Raw genomic sequence first — 1,969 nt, forward strand, 5'->3', positions numbered from 1 at the left:
GACGCAGCTGCGGAACAAGGACATGGGTCTGGAGCTGACCGACAACGCCAAGAAGTACCTGGCGAAGAAGGGCTTCGACCCGGTCCTGGGCGCGCGGCCGCTGCGCCGCACGATCCAGCGCGACATCGAGGACAACCTGTCCGAGCGGATCCTGTTCAACGAACTGACCCCCGGCCAGATCGTCGTCGTCGACTGCGAAGGCGACCCGAGCAACATCGACAAGTCCAAGCTGGTGTTCCGGGGCGGCGACAAGCCGGCGACAGGGCCGGTTCCCGACGCCGGGGCGGTGACGGCATGACCGGCGTACGCGAGCAGGAGCGCGTCACCGACACGCCCACCGGGACGGACACCCTCCGCTTCCTGGGCCCGGTCGACGGCGGGCTGCCCGACGAAGCGGCCCCGGGCTGCATCGGGACCGGACAGATCCTCCGGCTGCTCACCCGGCAGCTGTTCGCGTACCCCACCGGCACCGACCCGGCCGTCCGGCCGGTGGCGGACGCGGCCGTGGAACTGCCCACGGTCGACAACGGAGGAATCAGCGCGGACGGGTGCACCTGGCGCATCCGGCTCCGGGACGGCATCCACTGGGACGCCCAGGCCGCCCGGGAGCTGACCGCCGGCGACGTCGTCCGGGGCCTCAAGCGCACCGCCCACCCCCTCGCCCGCGCGATGCGCCCGTACCTCGGCGAGATCATCGAGGGCATGGCGGACTACTACCGGGCGTACGACGAGGCGCTCGGGCACTGGGAGGCGCACGCCCCCGCCTTCGCCCAGTTCCAGCAGTTCACCCGGATCCCGGGGCTGCGCGCCGAGGGGGACACCGTCGTCCTGCGGCTCACCGCGCCGGCCAACGACCTCGTCGATCTGCTCGCCACGGGATTCACCGCGGTGGCCCCCCGCGAGTACGACTACTACGTGCCCGAGAGCCCCGAGCTGTACCGGTGCACGCCCTCCGCCGGGCCGTACCGGATCGCCAAGCGGCTGTCCCCGGGCGGCGACCTCGTCCTGGAGCCCAACCCCCGGTGGGATCCGGGCACCGACCCGGTACGCCGGCGCACCGCGCGGCGCATCGAGGTCGTCGCGGCGGCGGACGGCCAGCCGGTCGACCCGGCGTCGGGCTTCGGGGTGCTGTCCTGGTCGGTGCCGTCGCCGGCGGCCCGGTTCGCCGGCACGGGGTGCAGCTACTACCTCGCCGCGGGCACCGGCGGGGCGGCCGAGCCCCACGCCGTACGGCATGCGCTGTCGTGGGCGCTCGACCGTGCGGCCCTCGCCGAGGCGGCCTGCGCGGCCGGCGCCGACGGCGCCGCCACCCAGCACGGCGTCCTGCAACCCGGGCACCCGGCGGCGGAACGCGGCGCCGACGACGCACCCGACGCCGGTGATCCGGAGCGGGCGAGGCGTCTGCTCGACGCCGCCGGGCTGGGGGAGGGGACCCGGCTGACCCTGGGCGTTCCCGCCGGCTCGCGGCTGGGCGCCGTGGCCGCCGCGCTGGTCGCGGTGTTGGCGCGGTACGGGATCACCCTCGTGCCGGTCCCGCTGGCCCCCTCCGGCGGGCCGGGCGTCGACGTCGTGTTGCACGAGTGGGTGCCGGCCTGGGCCGGCGACGCCGGCCGCGACCTGGTGCACCGGATGTGGCCGTCCGACGGCCGTGCCGGCGACCCGGCCGAGGTGGCCCGGGAGGCGCTGCGGGCCACGGACCCGGGCGAGGCGGCGACGCTGTGGCGTCGCTTCGACCGGCTGGCCACCGCCGACCTGCGGCTCGTGCCCCTGCTCGTGGCGGACTGGCCGCGGGCCCGGGCCGACGGTGTGGCCGCCGGGGCGGCCCGGTGGTAGGGGCCGTCGGGCCGGGCTGACCACGCCCGGCGAACGTCGCGGGCCCGGGCCGGGGGCGGACCGCCCCCGCCACCGCCCGCCCCGCGGGGGGGGGGGGCGCCCCCGGCCGGGGCCGCGGCGGGGGGGGGGGCGGGGC

The 1,969-nt window shown here is 77.2% G+C and carries 1 protein-coding gene and 1 pseudogene; both read left to right on the forward strand.

Going from position 1 to position 1,969, the window contains the following annotated elements; translation table 11 throughout:
* A pseudogene (locus AB0L34_RS33060) lies at window positions 1–298 on the forward strand (ATP-dependent Clp protease ATP-binding subunit ClpC); the annotation flags it as partial.
* Complete coding sequence (locus AB0L34_RS33065; protein ID WP_363709522.1) at window positions 295–1,833, forward strand: ABC transporter substrate-binding protein; 1,539 nt, start codon at window positions 295–297, stop codon at window positions 1,831–1,833. The pseudogene AB0L34_RS33060 and the gene AB0L34_RS33065, both read left to right, overlap by 4 nt.
* Window positions 1,834–1,969 lie beyond the last annotated feature (136 nt).

The organism is Micromonospora sp. NPDC052213 (assembly GCF_040679695.1).
In the GTDB taxonomy this organism is placed as follows: domain Bacteria; phylum Actinomycetota; class Actinomycetes; order Mycobacteriales; family Micromonosporaceae; genus Micromonospora.